10 protein-coding genes are annotated in these 16698 nt (G+C 55.6%); 6 read left to right on the top strand and 4 right to left on the bottom strand.

Features of this window, described 5'->3' with window-relative positions; genetic code table 11:
* Window positions 1-10: 10 nt before the first annotated feature.
* On the bottom strand, window positions 11-1309 hold the full coding sequence (locus tag F5984_RS08505; protein WP_152123798.1) for a UDP-N-acetylmuramoyl-tripeptide--D-alanyl-D-alanine ligase: 1299 nt from the start codon (window positions 1307-1309) through the stop codon (window positions 11-13).
* Window positions 1310-1547: 238 nt separating this feature from the next.
* On the opposite strand from F5984_RS08505, the gene F5984_RS08500 reads away from it, so the two are divergent.
* Together F5984_RS08500 and F5984_RS08495 are read left to right on the top strand one after the other, a co-directional pair.
* Window positions 1548-3713, top strand: a complete 2166-nt coding sequence (locus F5984_RS08500) for a T9SS type A sorting domain-containing protein (RefSeq protein WP_246168870.1) — start codon at window positions 1548-1550, stop codon at window positions 3711-3713.
* A 113-nt stretch (window positions 3714-3826) separates the two neighbouring features.
* Window positions 3827-4234, top strand: a complete 408-nt coding sequence (locus tag F5984_RS08495) for a hypothetical protein (protein WP_152123797.1) — start codon at window positions 3827-3829, stop codon at window positions 4232-4234.
* A 110-nt stretch (window positions 4235-4344) separates the two neighbouring features.
* Here F5984_RS08495 and F5984_RS08490 read toward each other — a convergent pair whose 3' ends face one another.
* Window positions 4345-5238, bottom strand: coding sequence for an EamA family transporter (locus F5984_RS08490; RefSeq protein WP_152123796.1), 894 nt, complete (start codon window positions 5236-5238; stop codon window positions 4345-4347).
* A gap of 103 nt (window positions 5239-5341) precedes the next feature.
* On the opposite strand from F5984_RS08490, the gene F5984_RS08485 reads away from it, so the two are divergent.
* Entirely contained in the window at window positions 5342-6649 is a 1308-nt protein-coding gene (locus F5984_RS08485) for a type IX secretion system plug protein (protein ID WP_152123795.1), read from the top strand.
* Window positions 6650-6857: 208 nt separating this feature from the next.
* Complete coding sequence (locus F5984_RS08480) at window positions 6858-10028, top strand: PVC-type heme-binding CxxCH protein (RefSeq protein WP_152123794.1); 3171 nt, start codon at window positions 6858-6860, stop codon at window positions 10026-10028.
* 84 nt (window positions 10029-10112) lie between these two features.
* Here F5984_RS08480 and ychF read toward each other — a convergent pair whose 3' ends face one another.
* Together ychF and F5984_RS08470 are read right to left on the bottom strand one after the other, a co-directional pair.
* The gene (gene ychF / locus F5984_RS08475; protein ID WP_152123793.1) at window positions 10113-11213 is read right to left on the bottom strand and encodes a redox-regulated ATPase YchF; all 1101 of its coding nucleotides are present in this window, start codon (window positions 11211-11213) and stop codon (window positions 10113-10115) included.
* Between the two features lie 200 nt (window positions 11214-11413).
* Entirely contained in the window at window positions 11414-11734 is a 321-nt protein-coding gene (locus tag F5984_RS08470; protein ID WP_152123792.1) for a DUF3276 family protein, read from the bottom strand.
* A 256-nt stretch (window positions 11735-11990) separates the two neighbouring features.
* Here F5984_RS08470 and F5984_RS08465 point away from each other — a divergent pair, with 256 nt between their 5' ends.
* Together F5984_RS08465 and F5984_RS08460 are read left to right on the top strand one after the other, a co-directional pair.
* On the top strand, window positions 11991-15170 hold the full coding sequence (locus F5984_RS08465; protein WP_185155450.1) for a SusC/RagA family TonB-linked outer membrane protein: 3180 nt from the start codon (window positions 11991-11993) through the stop codon (window positions 15168-15170).
* Window positions 15171-15182: 12 nt separating this feature from the next.
* Window positions 15183-16679 carry a RagB/SusD family nutrient uptake outer membrane protein gene (locus F5984_RS08460; protein WP_152123791.1) on the top strand — a complete coding sequence of 499 codons (1497 nt, stop codon included), beginning with the start codon at window positions 15183-15185 and terminating at the stop codon, window positions 16677-16679.
* Window positions 16680-16698: the final 19 nt, after the last annotated feature.

Genomic DNA, 16698 nt, shown 5'->3' with positions numbered 1-16698 from the left:
AGAGTGGTTTTTAGATAAACGGTACAACAGATTCGAGGCCCATCCCGCGCGACCCTTTAATCAGGATGTAGGTGTTTTGCATAGGGTGGTCGGCAATCCAGTTGTGAAGGGAGAACTTATCGGGAAAGTAGTAGGCCTTGGGCAGATACTCTAAGGCATATTTCATGTCTTGTCCGGCCAGAATAACGGTGTCGAAGTTACCGCTGGCGATAAGCTTGCCCAGAGCCGCGTGTTCAGCGGCCGACTCTTCGCCCAGCTCGTACATATCGCCCAGAATCACCATTTTACGCTCGGCAGGCTGCTGCATAAATTGGGTGATAGCCGCGGCCATAGAACTGGGATTGGCGTTGTACGCATCGAGCAAAACCGTGTTGGTACCCCGTGCCACTACCTGCGAGCGGTTGTTGGTGGGGTTATATCCCGCTACAGCATGGTTGGCTTCCTCGGCCGTTACGCCGAAATACTGCCCGATAGCCAGCGCGGCTGCCATGTTCATGAAGTTGTAGCGGCCCGGCATATGCGTCCGAATGGTTTGGCCTTCGGGGGTTTGGTAAACGGCCACTGGCGATTCCTCCAGCAGCTGGGGTTGCGTGGGGTCGGAGGGGTCGAGGTAGGGCACCATTGCCCCAAAGCCCTGCCGTTCCTGCTGCATGTCCATCAGGGTGGGGTCACTGGCGTTCACAAAAAGGGTGCCACCCGACTGCGCCAGAAAATCGTACAACTCCCCTTTACCCTTCCGCACCCCCTCAATACCGCCAAATCCTTCGAGGTGGGCCTTGCCAACATTCGTGATGAGGCCGTGCGTGGGCTGGCAAATGCTCGACAACAGGGCAATTTCGCGCTGATGGTTGGCTCCCATCTCAACCACCGCCATTTCGTACTGTTCGGTAATGGCCAGTACGGTAAGAGGTACACCAATGTGATTATTGAAATTGCCACGCGTGGCGTAGGTGACATACCGCTGGCTCAGGACGCTCGCAATCAGTTCTTTGGTGGTCGTTTTACCGTTCGAGCCCGTGAGCCCAACCACCGGGATTCGGAGGGTTTGGCGGTGGTGCCGGGCCAGGTCCTGAAGGGCGGTGAGGCCATCGGCTACTAGTAAATATTGGCCGCCGGGTTGTACTACCGCCGGGTCGTCGACAACCACGTAACGGGCACCTTTGCTGAGGGCTTCGGCCGCAAAGGTATTGGCGTCGAACAGTGGACCTTTGAGAGCCACAAACAAACAGCCGGGGGTAATCTGCCGGGTGTCGGTTGAGACGCCCGAACATTGGAGGTATTTTGCGTACAAGTCGGTTGTTGATGTCATAGCCGTAGATTAGTCTGAGGAAATTCTTCGTTAGGAAAGAGACGTTTGAACGGGTTTTTGGTTTTCGTTTGTAACGGCCGGCGCTCCGGTATCGGGTGATGAACGACCTCGGTACGAATCAATTAGCGATAATGGCTCTGAACGTTCAAAATACCCCAACAATACACTAATTAACTCCTGCACCGTGTGCCTCACCGTTAGACTTTCTCTGTTTTTGGTTCTGCTGCCGTTAGTTTCGATGGCGCAAAGATATTCGTTTCGGTATGAGCAGCGACCCTCGGCCGTTGTTTCTGGAAAAACCTTGCCCAATGCCTTTGCGGGAGGGCTCAACGCCTGTCAGTTTTCGATGATGAAACTCGACAGCGATACCCGCGACGATTTGGTGGTGTTTGACCGCACGGCTTCCAAGGTCAGTACGTTTCTGGCGCAGGCCGACGGGAGCTTTCGGTACGACCCCCGGTACGAGTCGGCGTTCCCGGCGATGCTCAACTGGATGCTGCTGGTTGATTACGATGCCGATGGCCGACGTGACCTGTTTACCTACACCACAGCAGGCATCCGGTTGTTTCGGAATATCTCGACTGCCGGGCAGGTCCGGTTTCAGCTCGTAGCTGACCCGCTCATGGTCGAAGGGTTTAGCGGCTTGTTGCCTATTTACGGCTCGCCGGTGGATATTCCGGCTATTACCGACTTAGACGACGATGGCGACATCGACGTGCTGGCGGCTCAGGTCGGGGGAAGCTACGTGGTGTATTACGAAAACCTCAGCCGGAATCGCACACCCGGCCCAAAAGCGTTGCCGGGGCTCGATTTTAAACGAAATGGCGATTGTTGGGGCAATTTTATCATCAACGATTGTGAGGCTTTCGCGTTTGGCGTCAACTGTCAGGGCGGAGGGCGTATTGCCACGCCAACTTCAGGGGCTCGCCCGGCTCACTCGGGCATTACCCTGACGATTGCCGATACCGACGGCGACAACCGGAAAGATATTCTGCTGGGGCATGTGGGTTGTTTCAACGTCAATCAGATTCGGAACGCGACATCCAACGACGCGAAGGCCAATTTTGTGTCGGCCGAAACGAAATTCCCGGCCAACGCACCCGTTGATTTTCCGTCGTTTCTGGCTACGTTCCTGGAAGATGTGGATGCCGACGGCGACGCTGACCTGCTTGTTTCGCCCAACAACTCAGGCAATGACGGTGGCCTGACCGACTACCGGACTTCCAACTGGTTTTATCGTAACACAGGCACTCGGACCAAGCCAGCCTATGAGCTCGTGCAGAAGAATTTTTTGCAGGATGGCATGATTGATCTGGGCGAAAATTCGGCCCCGGCCCTGGCCGACCTGGACGGGGATGGAGATGCTGACTTGCTCGTGGGCCATGCGGGCACCATCACGAGTGCGGGCACGCGGGCGGGCCTTTGGTATTTTGAAAACAAGGGTACAACCAACGATCCGGCCTTTGAACTCGTTACGACCGATTATCTGGGACTGGCGCAGTCGCTCAACGTGACTTATACGGTGCCGCAACTGATTGACATGGACGGTAACCAAACGCCCGATCTGGTACTCACAAGCCGGGCGGGCCGGGTGGTGCAGGTTCGGGTGTTTCTGAACACGGCCCCGCGCGGTACGGCAGCCCGGTACGTGGCGGCCGAGGCCCGTACATGGCCCGTGCCCGCTACAATTGGGCTACGCGAACTGCTTACGTTTGCCGATGTCGACCGGGATGGGCTGGTCGACTTGCTGGTGGGCAAGCAAATCGGGACGGTTGAGTACTACCGAAATACCGGCAGCAACGGGGCTCCGGTGTACACGCCCCAAAGTCAGACATTTGCCAACCTCGCGGGCGACATCACCACGGGTACACGCTCGCTCGTGGTGGCCGACCTGAACGGCGATAATCGGCCCGAACTGGTCACGGGCTCGTACAACGGGCAACTACGATTGTACCGTTTCCCCGATAGCCCGACCCAACCGGCCGTATTGCTCGATTCGCTCAACAATCTCTCGTTTGCCGGTACCGACCTGACCCTGGCCGCAGCCGACCTGGACGGTGATAAGCTCCCCGATCTTGTGCTTGGGTCGATAGCGGGCGGGTTACGGTTTATCAAAAATGACTCCGAAAAAGTGATTATCACGGCCACCGAACCCACCACCGACGATACAACCCCGTGGGCGTATCCCAACCCAACGGACCGCTACGTGACCGTGCGCCCCCCGCACGACGGTATGGCGGAGGTAATTAATCTGGCGGGGCAGGTGGTGCGGGCGGGTACCCCCGTGCGGGCGTATAACGAAACGACCATCGACCTCGGCGATTTGCCCGAAGGCACCTATCTGGTCCGGCTATTGGCCCCCAATAAACCGGCCCGTGTGGAGAAAGTGGTCATCTGGCGTTGATACGGGCGCGGTTGCTGCGGAGCTGTGGCCTGAGCGTTGCCTAAGACCTCCGAACATCGGCCCAGATGGGGAGTTATGCTGTCATTAAACATAATCTCCTTATTTCAACGACAATGGAAAGCAGCACCAACTCGCAGTCGGGCGTACCGGCTGGCCCTCGGCAGGTCGATCAGAACACGGGCGGCCCCCTGGAAGGCATGTCGCCCCAGTTTACCAATATGCCCGATAATGACGTTAACGAAGACCCGGCCGTTTATGCCGAACTCGGTCTCGATGGCGTACCCGACAATATGAATCCGGGTGATGAAGAGGCCTCCGACACCATTCTGTATACCGACAACATGACTGCCCGCAACGCTACCGAGAACGTATCGAGCGACCTCGATGGCGACCTGAAGGAAGACGAGTTACTACTCGATGAAGAAATGGATCGGTTGAACGATACTGACGTAGACGCCGACCCCAACGAGCTTCGCAACGAGCGCGAAAACGACGACACTGACCGCTATCTGGCGTATTGACGTAACGGATAATGTATGATGAGTAATGGATAGTGGATAATGAGTAATGGATAATGTGTAATGCTGGCTTTGTTGATGCAAAATTGTTTTTTACAATTCATCACTCATCACTATCCCAGCACAATAATCAGGCTTGCGCCAATGACCATGACGCCTGCACCAAGCAGTTTGCGCATGATGTTTTGCTCGCCAAAAAACTGGTAGCCGAACAAGACACTTAGCAGAGCCGAGGTCTGAAACAGGGCGAGTGCGTACCCAACAGAGGTACCCTCAAAAGCAATGTTGGTGGAAACCTGCATGAGCCCAATGGACAGAAACAAGAGCAAATACGTAGCCCGCTGTGTCCACAACACCCGTAGTTGACTGGCGCAGTGGGCCCGTTGTGCCAACAGAATCCAGCCCATTGAGAGGCCAAATCCCAGCAGACACCAGTACGAAAAGGCCGTCAGGGGTGAACTCACCACGATGGCTTTTTTGAGAAATACACCATCTACGGCCGAGCAGAGTAACGCCAGCACACGTAGTCGTACGTCGGCTCGCCCGAAAACAGCCATTGATAGGGGCGAGGACGCACCCGGTTGGCGGAGCACCACGTAACTACCGGCTACAATCAGGCCAATACCGGTCAGGCCCGCCAGCGTAGGTTGCTCATCCAGCAGAACCAGCCCCACAAGCATACTGACCACCGCCTTGTACGCATTGATAGGCCCCAGCACCGACAGGTCGCCGATGCGCATAGCACGCACCAGAAACACATTCCCCAGCACCGACAGTACGGCGCAGGCGGTCATGTTTGTCCAGAAAGCCGTTGATAAACCAACAAGCCGCTCCAATGTCACCACCGCCAGGCACACCAGAGACAGAAACCCGTAGGTGGCGGCCGTAACAAAGAGCGGTTCGGCCGAGCGTTCGGTGAGCTGTTTCTGAAACACATTGGCCAGCGGATTCGCGACAATTCGGACCAGAATAGCCAGAGAGGTAAGCGAGAGCACAAACAACAGCATAGGGCAGAAATACGACGCGAAGAGGGCAGAATCCGAAAAAATGCAAGATATTCAACAAACGAATCGTTAGTCAACCATAACCAGCAACCCCTGTTCCGTCGGCATGACTGCACCCAACCGTTACGTATTATTCCTGACTAGCTGGCTCTGGGCGGCCGTGTTTGGTTCACTTTTTGCCCAGCCACTCGAAACGGCTGATGTTAATTACGATACCCAAATCCAGACGGTGTTGCTGTACCCCGCCATCGGGGGCGATGTAACCAGCCCCGGCCGCACCCTCAACCCGCCCGTAACCGAGTTGAACACCGACAGCCCACTCGTGCTCGAGTTTGATGACCTTTCGGGCGATTACCGACCGTTTCGGGCCCGGCTCGTGCACTGTAACGCCGACTGGCAGAAGTCGGTATTGAACGACATTGAATTTACGTACGAGTTCAACGACTACCCCATTACGGAGTATCAGGTTTCAATGGGGACCAAGGTGCAATACTATCACTACCGGTTTCAGGTGCCTAAGGTGAAGCTGCCGGGCAATTATATACTGGTGGTGGTCAACGAGCGTAACCCCCGGCAACTGATTTTGTCGCGTCGGTTCAGTACGTATCAGAACCGGGTTTCGGTAGGCGCTGCGGTTCAGTTCTCGAGTAGTCCACAGCGGCAGTTTCGCGATCAGCAAATTGATCTGACGCTCAACTACAAAGGGTATCAGGTGATTTCGCCCCAGGACGATTTTAAGATTATCATTCGCCAGAATTACCGTGACGACCGGACCATCACGGGCCTCAAACCCACCAATGTGCGGGTGTTCGATCAGGTGCTTGAGTATCGCCTGTTCGATCTGACCAACACCATACCCGGCAGTAATGAATACCGGTTTTTCGATACCCGAACGGTACTTTCCCGGAGTAACTTCGTGGATCGAATTGTGCCTCGGGAAGATAAAACCACGGCGTATGTCATGATTGATCAGCCCCGAAGTATAGGTGGCTACATTCAGTTCGATGATTTCAACGGCCGGTACGTGATCGATCATCGCGAAACCCAAAACGGCAGTGTGAGCGCCGACTATATCGAGACCGTATTTACGCTCAAAACAGCCGAACTGCCCGATGGTGAGGTGTACGTAAATGGAGCCTTCAACAATTGGCGGCAAAACGACCGAAACCGCATGACCTACGACCCCGCTTCGGGCAGTTACCGGGCGGCCATCCTACTCAAGCAGGGCGTGTACAACTACGTGTACGCGGTGGCCCGCACCAGTCCGCAGCCGCTCGTAGATGAGTCATTGCTGGAGGGCAATTTCTCCCAGACCGAAAACGATTACGAAGTTTTTGTGTACCATCGCCCCCCGGCAGGTCGCGCCGATCAGCTGGTTGCATACCGTAAAGTAGGGTTTGGCAAGCGTCGATAGGAGACGTTGTATCTGGTGCTCGGGATAGAGGGGCCATCTACCGGTTAGGGTATAACATTGGCTGGAATCGATTGCACAATTTTTCGGGCTAACGTCGCGGTATATTATCGGGTCAGATTCCTTACTAAGGTAACCTGTTGAGCTGTAGTACGCTTCTGCGTAGTGTGGTCAACAGCCCTTTGTAAACTGTTTCTCCGCCTAATTTCCGATGAGCAAGCCGCTGAAAAGAAATGTATTAACGTTAGTGCTGGGCGTTGGCCTGGCTCTGATCGGGTTCAGTGCGTTCCAGTCGGGAGCCCCCGAGGCTCTGACCCTGCAACCCGGTAGCCGTATTGTGTTGCTGGGCAACAACCTCGGCTCCCGTATGTTCCACTTCCCTCACTTCGAGACCGAGCTCTACCTCCGATTCCCCCAGCACAACCTCACCATTCGCAACATGTGCGATGCCGGCGACACCCCCGGCTTCCGCCCCAGCCCCAGCCGTCCCAACCCCTGGGCCTTTCCCGGTGCCGAAAAATTCCAGACCGAACTGGCTAACCCCTCCGCCAGCGAGGGCCACCTCGAATCGCACGATGCCTGGATCACCCGCGCCGGAGCCGATGTTATTCTGGCTTTCTTTGGCTACAACGAGTCGTTTAACGGGCCTGCTGGTTTGCCTAATTTTCAGGCCGAGCTCGACGCTTTTGTGAAGCACACGCTTGCCCAGCGATACAACGGCAAAACGCCCCCTCAGTTGGTGCTCGTTTCGCCCATCGCCTTCGAAGATCTCTCCGACCGCTTCGATCTGCCCAACGGGCAAACCCAAAACGCCAACCTCCTCCGCTACACCCAGGCTATGCAGCAGGTGGCCCGTCAGAACGGTATTCGCTGTATTGATGCGTTTGGTCCCTCACAGCAGTGGTATGCACAGTCTAAAGAGCCTCTGACTATCGACGGCTGCCAGCTCAACGCGGCAGGCTACGCCAAACTGGCTACCCTGCTGGCCGACGAGGCCTTCGGTAAAGCGAGCCCGAACCAGACCCGCCGGGCTGCGGTAAACGAGGCCGTGCTGGAAAAAAACTGGATGTGGCACAACGACGTGAAGATCCCCAATGGGGTGCACGTCTATGGCCGGCGCTACAACCCCTTTGGTCCTGATAACTACCCCGCCGAGATCGAGAAGATCCGCCAGTTGACGGCCATCCGCGATACGGCTATCTGGCGTACGGTGCAGGGTCAGCCCTTCGACCTGGCCGCGGCCGATACCCGCACACGGGCCCTGCCCACGGTGAAGACCAACTTCAACCCGGAGCGCAATGGTAGTCTAAATTACCTCTACGGGGCCGACGCCCTGGCTAAGCTCAAAGTGTCCCCCGGCTACCGCATCGAGCTGTTTGCCTCCGAGCAGGAATTTCCTGATCTGGCCAAGCCCGTGCAGATGACCTTCGACAACAAGGGCCGCTTATGGGTGGCGGTGATGCCCAGTTACCCCCATTACAAGCCCGGCGACGCCAAGCCCGACGACAAGATTCTCATTCTGGAAGATACAAATAACGACGGCAAGGCCGACAAGCAGACGATCTTCGCCCGGGGGCTGCACCTGCCGCTGGGCTTTGAGCTGGCGGCTGAGGGCGTGTACGTTTCGCAGGGGCCTAACCTGGTGCTGCTGACCGACACGAATGGCGACGACCGGGCCGACGGGCAGGAAATTCTGCTCAGCGGTTTCGATGACCACGACACCCACCACAACAGCCACGCCTTCACGGTAGATCCTTCGGGGGCCATCTACTCTGGCGAGGGGGTGTTTCTACACACCAACGTCGAGACACCCTACGGGCCGGTGCGGGCAACCAACGGGGGCTTCTATCGCTACGCTCCCCAGCTCAAAAAGCTCGAACGGACGGCCCAACTCTCGATTCCCAACCCCTGGGGTATTGCCTTCGACGACTGGGGGCAGCCATTCTTTGCCGAGACCTCCAGCCCCGACGTGCGCTGGATGCTGCCGGGTACGGTGCTGCCCCGTTACGGACAGGCCACCCACAAATCGGTGCAGCTGATTGAGGAGGCCCACCGGGTGCGGCCCACTTCGGGTCTGGAGTTTGTGTCGAGCCGCCACTTCCCCGATGAGGTGCAGGGCGACTTTCTAATCAACAACACGATTGGCTTTCTGGGCACCAAGCAGCACCGGATCGAAGACGACGGAACGGGCTACAAGACCCGCCACCGGCAAGACCTGCTGGTGAGCGATGACCGCAACTTCCGGCCGGTCGACATGGAGTTTGCGCCCGACGGATCGCTGTACGTGATTGACTGGCACAACATTTTGATTGGGCACATGCAGCACAACGCCCGCGACCCCCTGCGCGACCACGTGCACGGTCGGGTGTACCGGATCACTTACCCGGGGCGTCCGTTGGTACGGCCGGCCCGGATTGCGGGAGCACCGATAGACACACTGCTGGCCAACCTGACCTTGCCCGAGTACCGCAGCCGCTACCGCACACGCCGGGAGCTACGCGGCCGTCCGGCGGCTCAAGTGGTAGCCGGGGTGAAGAAGTGGGTGGCTACGTTGAAACCGGCCGATGCCCGCCATGAGCATCATCTGCTCGAAGGACTTTGGGTGACCTGGGGCGCTAACCGGGTGGATGCCGCCTTGCTGCGTCGACTGCTGAAGGCAAAAGACTACCGGGTACGGGCTGCGGCCGTACAGGTACTGCGTTACACGGGCCATCAGGTGCCCGATCAGGCAGCCCTGCTGGCCTCTGCGGCCGACGACCCTAACAGCCGGGTACGGTTGATGGCGATTGTGGCGGCTTCGTGGCTCAAACCGGCTCAGGGCCTGCCGATTCTGGCGCGGGCGGGCAGCAAGCCGCTCGACGACTGGATGGTGCATGCGCACCGGACGGCGGTGGCGCACCTGCAGGGCATGAACGTAAAAGAGGCCCAGGCCAAAGAGACGGTAGCGGCCAATAACCTGAAAGGGGCTGAGCTGGCCCTCTACAACCGGGGCAAGGCGATCTACGGCAAGGAGGGTTACTGCGGCACCTGCCATCAGGCCGATGGTCGGGGATTGGCGGCTTCGGGTTTCCCGCCCCTGACGGGCACCAACTGGGTGGTGGGTAACGAAGAGCGACTCATCAAGCTGGCCTTGAAAGGCCTGTTGGGCCCGATAGAGGTGGGCGGCAAAACATATCCGGGTCAGGTGCCGATGACGCCGTTCGGGGGCTTGTTGAAAGACGATGAGCTGGCGGCCGTGCTGACCTACGTGCGGAACTCGTTTGGAAACCGGGCAGGAGCGATCACGGCGGATCAGGTGAAGCGGGTGCGTGGAGCAACGGCGTCGAAGACAGACTTCTACTCGCCCGAGCAGCTGCTCAAAGAACACCCTATGGAAAAGTAAGACCAGTTAGGTGGATACATTAAAAAAGGCTCTGGAACGGTTCCAGAGCCTTTTTTAATGTATGCAGAGTATGAACGGGCGCGTTTACGCACCGTGCAGGAACTCCATAATGTCGCCATCCTGAACGATGTATTCTTTCCCCTCGACCGAGAGCTTACCGGCCTCGCGGACGCCCGCTTCGGTTTTGTACTGTGCAAAATCAGGGAGTTTCATCACCTGCGCACGGATAAACTTCTTCTCAAAATCGGAGTGAATAACACCCGCAGCTTGCGGAGCTTTCCATCCCCGATGAATGGTCCAGGCCCGTACTTCTTTCACACCGGCGGTGAAATACGTAATCAGACCCAGCAACCGGTACGAGGCCTTGATGAGTTTGCTCAGCCCCGACTCCGTAAGGCCATACTCACCCAGAAACAGCTCCCGCTCTTCGGGGTCTTCCATTTCAGAAATCTGCGACTCAATTCCCGCCGAAATTACAATCACTTCGGCCCCTTCGTCGGCTACGGCCGCTTTCAGTTTTTCGGAGTACTGATTGCCGTCGGGCAGTGATGCTTCATCAACGTTGGCCACGTAAATAACCGGTTTTACGGTCAGCAGGGCCAAATCGCCGATGGCGGCTTCGCGCTCTTCGGGCGAGGCCTGCACGGTACGGGCGCTTTTGCCGGCTTCGAGGGCCGCTTTGTACTGTTTCAACAGTTCGAGTTCGGCTTTAGCCTTGGCGTCGCCCACACGGGCTGCTTTGTCGATACGTTGCATCTTTTTCTCGACGGACTCGAGGTCTTTCAGTTGCAGCTCGGCATCGATAATTTCCTTGTCGAATACAGGGTCTACGCGTCCCTCTACGTGCACGATGTTTTCGTCTTCGAAGCACCGGATAACATGCACAATAGCGTCGACTTCCCGGATGTTGGCCAGGAATTTATTGCCCAGACCAGCGCCCTGACTGGCGCCTTTCACGAGGCCGGCAATGTCGACAAACTCGATGATGGTAGGGACCACTTTTTGCGGTTTTACCAGTTCTTCGAGCGTGTTCAAGCGCTCGTCGGGTACCGTTACTACACCCACGTTGGGCTCGATGGTACAAAACGGATAGTTGGCGGCTTCGGCCTTGCCGCTCGAAATGGCATTAAATAAGGTCGACTTACCAACGTTGGGTAAGCCCACGATTCCACATTGTAAACCCATATTGAAGGAAGTGCGGCTACGGGATAAGGGCGGGCCGGGGGCATATGCTTAGCCAACCAACTGCTTATCAACCACGGGCAGCGCGCGGTTTTTTTGCAAAATTACAACGACCGTAGCGGACCATCACCGTAGCAGGCCACAAAAAAGCCTCAGACCAATGGCTGAGGCTCCGGGTTTGTAGGAATGGTCAGATTGGAAAGCTAGTCCCATTTGAGTTCAGTGCCGAACTCGTCAATCTCGTCGCGGTGGGCAAACTGGGTAAAATCAACGTCGGGCATCAGGTCGGTTTTCACAAACTCGATAGTTTCCTGAAGTGCCTCTACGAACTTGTCGAAGTCTTCTTTGTAGAGAAACATTTTGTGTTTCTCATACGTAAAGCCATCCCCCTGTGGGTGCCGACGGCTTTCGGTGATCGTTAGGTAATAATCGTTGCTGCGCGTTGATTTTACGTCAAAAAAGTAGGTACGTTTACCAGCTCGCACTCGTTTCGAATAGATTTTCTCCTTCTCTCGTTCGTCCACAATCAGTGAGGTTTATGCAGTCGCGGTAAACGCCAAATTAACTGCAATAGTATTAGGAACGAAAGAAACTTATCAAATATATTTTCATAGAGGGTGAAATTTCTATCATTCAGGCTCGGAAAAAGATAATTTAATAGTAGAAAGGCATAAAAAAAGGGTAAGTAAGGGAAAGTACCAGATGTCATATTGGTAATATTTGGTCAATAAGTATTCTGTTTTTTAGTCACCATGCTCGTTCACCTATTCCCTTACCTTCATGAAATTTCTTTCCCAAACTGTAGCCATAGGCTTGCTCGCCTACAGTCTACCTGGCTTTGCACAGGAGCGGCTAATTACCACGATGCCCTCGAAAAGCGAGGGTCTATCTCCGCTCTTAGCTCTCCACAGGACTAACATAGCATCGGAGTCCCCCGCACGTTCGGTAGCCGACATCGTTGTATCTGGTCGGGTAATCGATGAAAAAGGGGCGGGACTGCCGGGTGTGAGCGTAGTGGTGAAAGGTTCCACACAAGGCACCACCACCGACGCCGAAGGGGGATACCGGCTATCTGTGCCGAATGCCCAATCGCAGCTTGTGTTCAGCTTTGTCGGTTACCTCAAGCAGGAGATTTTGGTTGGCACGCAAACCTCAATCACCATTACGCTGACACCCGACGATCAGACCCTGAGCGAGGTGGTTGTAGTGGGTTACGGCTCCCAACGTCGGCAGGATATTACCTCGGCCGTGTCGGTCATCGGGATGAAAGATATTGGCGAACAACCCGCCAACAACCTCAATCAGGCTTTACAGGGGCGTGCACCGGGCGTTGTGGTGAAGCAGAAAAGCGGTACACCCGGTGGAGCGTTTGAAGTACGTGTGCGGGGTATCGGCTCGCTTGGCGCAGGTAGCGACCCGCTCTATGTTATTGACGGGTTTGCCGTGGGCACCTCAGTAGGGCAAAACCTGAACCCGAACGACGTGGAGAGCATCACGATTCTGAAAGATGCGGCCTCAACGGCTATTTACGGGGCGCGGGGCTCCAACGGGGTAGTGCTGATTACGACCAAAAGTGCCAAAGAAGGCAAAGTGGGCATCAATCTGTCGCTCGATTACGGCGTTCAGAATGTGCCGAGCTCGCGCCGGGTGAAAATGCTGAATGGGGTTGAGTTTGCCCAATTCAAAAAAGATGTATTCATGGACGGAATACGCTACTTCCAGAAGCGCGAACCGGCCATTGAGGAGGTGCCGATCGGATTCCGCTACCCCGAACAGACTAAATACTCGACCGACTGGTTTGGCGAAATTCTGAATAATAACGCGCCGTACAGTGATATGAACCTGACGATCTCGTCGGGCAAAGGCCCCATTCGTTCGTTGCTGTCGGTGGGCTACTACAAAGAGCAGGGCTCTATTATCAAGACCAATTACGACCGTTTCTCTGTCCGTAGCAACATGACGGGGCAGGTGAACAAGTTTCTGAACGTTGGCCTGAACATAAATGGCTCGTACACCCGGCAGAATGTGGCCAATACCGACGGCCGTAGTGCGCTTGTGGGTGGGGCGTTGCTCATGGACCCCCGCGAGCCGGTACGCAATCCCGATGGGTCGTTGCGTCCTTACATTGGCGGGGTCGATGGGGTGTTTGGGTTTCCGAACCCTGTGTTTGTACTGAACAATGTCTCGCGCAAACGAAACATTTTTGATCTGCTGGCCAACGCCTTCGCGGAGGTGTCAATTCTGAAAAATCTTCAGTTCCGCTCGTCGGTCAACGCCAAGATCAACTACAATACTTACCGCGAGTTTGTCCCGTCGACCATTGGGTTGTCGGTGGCTTCGGGAACGGCCGGGGCTCCACCCCGTATCGCGACGGCTGGCGAAACCACCGAGCAGCTCACCAACTATTCACTCGATCAGCTGCTCACCTACTCGCCTACTATTGGTACGGATCACAACCTGAATGCACTGGTTGGCTTTACGGCCCAGCAGGAGACCGTGCGGGGTTTGTCGGGTTCGGCTAATACGTTCCCCGACGATTTAGTGCCGTTTCTGGGGGCAGGCTCTATCCGGTCGTCAAACTCGTATGAATTCGGATTTACGCTGCTGGCGTATCTGGCACGGGTCAATTACTCGTTCAAAGACCGGTATCTGGCGTCGGCTTCGTTCCGCCGGGAGGGTAGCTCACGGTTTGGTACACAGAACAAATACGGCGATTTCCCGGCGGCCTCGGTGGGCTGGCGTATTTCTGAAGAGCCTTTTATGCCCAAGTACGCCTGGCTGAACGACCTCAAGCTACGGGCAAGCTGGGGCGTAACCGGTAACAACAACATTGGTAACTACCCAAGCCTCGCTTTCGTGGGGGCCAACAACTACATTCTCGACAATACTTTTGCGCCGGGTAAAGTAGTTAGCTCGTTTGCAAATTCGGAGCTGAAGTGGGAGAAATCGAATCAGCTGGACATCGGTATGGACTTGTCGCTGTTCAACAATAAGCTCAGCTTCACCTTCGAGTATTACAAGAAAATTACCAACGACATGCTGCTGCCGATCTCGATACCAGCGGTGTCGGGTTTTACAACGAGTCTGGCCAATATCGGGAAAGTACAAAACAGAGGTATTGAGTTGGGGGCCGATTACCGCACCAACATAGGGGCTATCAATTTTCGAACCAATGCCAATATTGCGTTCAACCGCAGCAAGATTCTGGCCATCAAAGGAGCTAACGATATGCTCTGGTACGGTAGTTTCTACGGGGGTTATAACGTGCAGAAAGTGGGCCGCCCCATTGGTATGATCTACGGATACCGAAAGCTGGGCATTTTTAATACGCAGGCCGAAATTGATGCATCGCCCAAGCAGGACGGTGTGATTCCGGGCGGGATGAAGTTTGCCGACACCAATGGCGATGGCGTGATTACGTACGATACCCAGGACATGGTGGAGATTGGTAACCCCAACCCGGCCTTTACCTGGGGCTGGACCGTAGCGGCCGACTACCGTAAGTTCGATCTGAATCTGTTGTTTTTGGGGGCGCACGACTTCGATATCTACCGCAATATCGAAGCCTCAACGATGAATATGGACGGGGTTTTTAACGTGCTCGATAAAGCCAAAGACCGGTGGCGCTCGCCCGAAAACCCCGGTTCAAACCCTACGGCCAAAAACTCGCAGGGGGGGACCAACTACTTCAAATGGTCGCGCGAGAGTAGCGAGCGGTACGTATACGACGGCAGCTACATCTGGCTTAAAACGGTTACGATTGGCTACACGCTTCCCCGGCTCCGGTCGGTGCTGAGCGACGCCCGGATTTTTGTATCGGCCAACAACCTGTTTCTGTTCACCAAATACCCCGGCAATAACCCCGATGCGGGCGTGCGGGGTGGCACCGAGCTGAACAATGATGATGAGTCGTATCCGGTTCCGCGTACGTTCGCAGTAGGCGCTAAGTTCAACTTCTAATCTTCCTCGGCCATGAAAAAACTAACCTTATTCAGCTTGCTTCTTCTTTGCCTGGCCGGGGTGTCGTGCAAAGATGATTATCTGGTCACGACCGATCCGACGCGCATCGGGGCCGACTTGTTCTATCAGAATCAGACGCAGTTCGAACAGGCCGTGAACGGCGTGTATGGGCAGTTGCAAACTATTACTAATACGGCTTACCTGTTCACGGAATTCAATACCGATAACACCACGCTCGACTTTAACCCTCTCGACCGTGGGGGCGCGGCTGGTTGGGAGGCTTTTGAGTTTTCGACGGTAAACCCCGGTAATGGCGAAATCGCCAACCTCTGGAACCAGCATTATTCAACACTCTACAACATCAATTACGCGCTCGAAAAACTGGCTCCGAGCACCATTGATGCCAATGCGAAAAAGGAAATCGAAGGCCAGTTGAAGTTTTTGCGTGGATACCATTACTTCAATCTGGCCCGCTATTTCGGGGATGTTGTACTCGTAACTTCCACGCTCAAGAACCCCGATCAGGCCTTCGATCTGGTCCGGTCGCCCCAGGCTGCGGTGTACACGCAGGTTGAAAACGATCTGAAGGAAGCTGCCGCTTTGTTGCCAGCTTCGCGTACCAAAAAAGTGGGCTGGGCCAACAAAGGGGCGGCCCTAACCTTGCTCGGGAAACTTTACCTGACCAAAAAGCAGTACGCTGAAGCCGTCAGTACGCTCAAGCAGGTGGTACCACTGGGGTACTCGCTGCTACCCAAGTACGCCGACATTTTCGATCCGGCCAAGAAAAACGGCCCGGAGTCGATTTTTGAGGTGCAGTATCAGGGCGGCAACGACTTGGGCGAGCAGAGCAACTTTATGTATGTGTTTGCGCCCAGGCTTTCGCAGGGGGCCGTTACGGGATTTGCCAACACGCCACCGGGTGGGCGCAATATTCCGACCAACGACATTATGGCCGCCTTTGAACCGGGCGACCTCCGCAAGGATGTATCGTTCCAGCCCGGTTATACGCTCAATGGTACGTTTGTCGCTATTCCGTTTATCAACAAGTACCGGCACCCGCATACCATCACCGGCCGAACGGATAACAACTGGCCCGTACTTCGCTATGCCGATGTGTTGCTGATGCTGGCCGAAGCCATCAACGAGCAAGCGGGCCCGACGGCTGAGGCCGCCGATTTTGTCAATCAGGTGCGGAAGCGGGCCGGTCTGAAGGAGTTGGGTACTCTGAGCAAAGATGCGTTTCGCGAGGCCGTGCTGAAAGAACGTCGGGTTGAGCTGGCTTTTGAGAATCACCGTTGGTTCGATCTTCAGCGAACCAAAACTCCGGCCGAACTGGCCGCTTTCCTGAATACCTACGGGGCCAAAGAAAAAGCAAACCCCACGGTAGGGCGGGGCGGTATTGCTTTCAACGCGCTCGATTACGTGTACAGCGATTTCGAATATTTCCTGCCTATTCCGGCCCCCCAAATTCTGATTAACAGTAAATTAACTCAAAACGCGGGTTATTAGAAAGGGCAGAGTTGCCCCT

It is taken from the genome of Rudanella paleaurantiibacter, assembly GCF_009184635.1.
GTDB lineage: Bacteria > Bacteroidota > Bacteroidia > Cytophagales > Spirosomataceae > Rudanella > Rudanella paleaurantiibacter.
Note: the sequence above shows the minus strand (reverse complement) of the source record. Positions and strands in the feature narration are given on the sequence as shown.

Bases quoted from the DNA above. Each gene is read 5' to 3' on its own strand.
- F5984_RS08465 (WP_185155450.1), top strand. From the start codon at position 11,991: ATGAAATTTCTTTCCCAAACTGTAGCCATAGGCTTGCTCGCCTACAGT.
- F5984_RS08480 (WP_152123794.1), top strand. From the start codon at position 6,858: ATGAGCAAGCCGCTGAAAAGAAATGTATTAACGTTAGTGCTGGGCGTT.
- ychF (WP_152123793.1), bottom strand. From the start codon at position 11,213: ATGGGTTTACAATGTGGAATCGTGGGCTTACCCAACGTTGGTAAGTCG.
- F5984_RS08485 (WP_152123795.1), top strand. From the start codon at position 5,342: ATGACTGCACCCAACCGTTACGTATTATTCCTGACTAGCTGGCTCTGG.
- F5984_RS08490 (WP_152123796.1), bottom strand. From the start codon at position 5,238: ATGCTGTTGTTTGTGCTCTCGCTTACCTCTCTGGCTATTCTGGTCCGA.
- F5984_RS08500 (WP_246168870.1), top strand. From the start codon at position 1,548: ATGGCGCAAAGATATTCGTTTCGGTATGAGCAGCGACCCTCGGCCGTT.
- F5984_RS08505 (WP_152123798.1), bottom strand. From the start codon at position 1,309: ATGACATCAACAACCGACTTGTACGCAAAATACCTCCAATGTTCGGGC.
- F5984_RS08495 (WP_152123797.1), top strand. From the start codon at position 3,827: ATGGAAAGCAGCACCAACTCGCAGTCGGGCGTACCGGCTGGCCCTCGG.
- F5984_RS08460 (WP_152123791.1), top strand. From the start codon at position 15,183: ATGAAAAAACTAACCTTATTCAGCTTGCTTCTTCTTTGCCTGGCCGGG.